Here is a 2235-nt window from a genome sequence, read left to right on the forward strand (position 1 = left end):
TAGCCTATCAGCTTGGCTTTAAACATGTTACTAGCTCACCCCTTGCAAGATCTTCGTATCATGCTGATAAGCAATAGCCCAATCTTGGGATCAAACCCTGATGGATCCCCACATCTTTTATTGAGTTAATGTCATCGTTGTTGACTACTCGTAGATCTGTTTTTATGCCGTCATTGCGAACCCAGCGCTTTTAGCTGGGTGAAGCAATCCAGAAAGTTCCATATAAAACAAAATTATTCCTGGATTGCCGCGCTCGGCAAAAACAAAAACGCCTCGCTCGCAATGACAGCAAACAGACCCTCTTGTTTTTTATGTAAATTAATTCAAAAGATATGGGGATCCATCAGGTCTTAACCCAATAATATGGACTCCCTCTTACTTAACGGCATCTAAAGTGCCAAAATGGTGATTTTTGATATTACCATTAACCATTTAATTCAGAGGAGAGTCCAATGAAAGATGTTACATCATTATCAATAGATTTAGCAAAAAATGTTTTTCAGTTGCATGGTACAGATAAAAAAGGAAATGCTGTTTTAAAAAAGAAAGTCAGCAGAACAAAACTGTTTGAATTCATGGTCAATTTGAATAGTTGCAATATCTATATGGAAGGTTGTGCTACAGCTAATTATTGGGGAAGAGAATTTCAAAAATGTGGACATAAAGTGAAATTAATCAATCCAAAATATGTAAAACCGTATGTAAAAAGAAATAAAAATGACGCGAACGATGCAGCAGCAATATCTTCAGCATCCAGGGATCCAGAAATGAGGTTTGGCGAAGTAAAAACCCAAGATCAACAAGATATGCAAAGTATGCACCGCTTTAGAGGTTTGTTAGTTAGGCAACGTACAGAGTTGGCAAATCAGATCAGGGGGGTTTTATCAGAATATGGAATAAGTATCTCTCAGGGGATAAATAATCTAAAAACTGAGGTAAAGTTAATTTTAGCTGGTACTGCAGATCATCCGCATGCAAACAAGCTAACTAGTGAACTATTGGAATGTCTTCAGGAAAACCATAAGCATCTAAAGGAACTAGATGAGAAAGTAGCATTTTACGATAAAAAATTATTGTCATTATTTAAAAATAATGAAGTATGCCAAAGATTAGAAACAATACCAGGTATAGGAGTATTAGGAGCTACTGTTTTGGCCTCTACACTAGGTAATGGAGGAGGATTTAAGAATGGTAGACACTTTGCGGCTTTTTTAGGATTAACACCCAAGCAGCATAGTAGCGGAGGTAAAGCCAAGTTACTTGGTATCAGCAAAGGTGGAGATACATATACGAGAACCTTATTGATTCATGGAGCTCGAGCTGTATTAGCTGCCTCATCGAAGAAGAACGATAAGCTTAGTCTGTGGCTTAAAAGGCTACAAATACAGCGTGGGTACAATAAAGCCGCGGTAGCCCTAGCTAATAAACTAGCAAGAATTGCGTGCATGGTTGTTAAAGAAGGGAATAAATACGATCTTAATTATAAGCCAAGATTTTTAAAAGCGGCCTGATGAATTTGTGGGTACCCAAGAAGCAGGTTATCCACGAAATTCATAGGCCCAATAATAGATATTTTAAGAAAAAAACAAAGAATTTTAAAGATAACCCAAAAGAGTTCGGAGAATAAAACAAACAAATGGCGAAATAGGTAAAACCAGCTCTATTAAAACCTGTAATATGCGATGGTTTAAAAAACCGATAACCCGATTAGGAAATAGAGCACGAATTTCATTTGGGCACGAGCAGTGTTATCAATAATAATTTGCTCACTAAGATGCCGGATATACGACTGAATTTACCCTGACGCTAAAAATGCTTTATAATCTTGACAATTAGAGGGAGTCCATATACGGATATTTCATAAGTTATCGTTATGAGAGGCAAAATAAACTACAAAGACAAGGCGAAAGTGAATTTTATGCTAGGAGCATAGTGTCACCTATGTGACTGGCATAAAATTCACTTTTAACGCAGTATTTGTAGAGTTATTTTGCCTCGTAATAGATAATTTATGAAATATCCTGGTTAACCCCCCTTGATTAATTAATAACTCTTGGCACCGTAAGATGATCTTTCGCGACCTCTTTAACCTTGTTCCAATTAATAGTTATATTGCGACCTTTGGTAGCATTAGTTACCACGTCTAAAGCTGGCTTCATATCATCACCCATCTCTAGACGCTGCTCAAATAATGGCATATGAGCTTCGAGATATAACTTGTTACCTAACCACCCA

At 37.0% G+C, this 2235-nt stretch carries 2 protein-coding genes; one reads left to right on the top strand and one right to left on the bottom strand.

Annotation, left to right across the window (positions count from 1 at the left end; genetic code table 11):
* The first annotated feature begins 452 nt into the window (after positions 1 to 452).
* Entirely contained in the window at positions 453 to 1511 is a 1059-nt protein-coding gene (locus KKE07_05175) for an IS110 family transposase (protein MBU4270234.1), read from the top strand.
* Between the two features lie 528 nt (positions 1512 to 2039).
* Here the strand turns inward: KKE07_05175 and KKE07_05180 are convergent.
* Positions 2040 to 2235, bottom strand: a 196-nt coding sequence (locus tag KKE07_05180) for a hypothetical protein (GenBank protein ID MBU4270235.1), incomplete at its 5' end; no start/stop codon positions are given.

The organism is Candidatus Dependentiae bacterium (assembly GCA_018897535.1).
In the GTDB taxonomy this organism is placed as follows: Bacteria; Babelota; Babeliae; order Babelales; family UASB340; genus UASB340.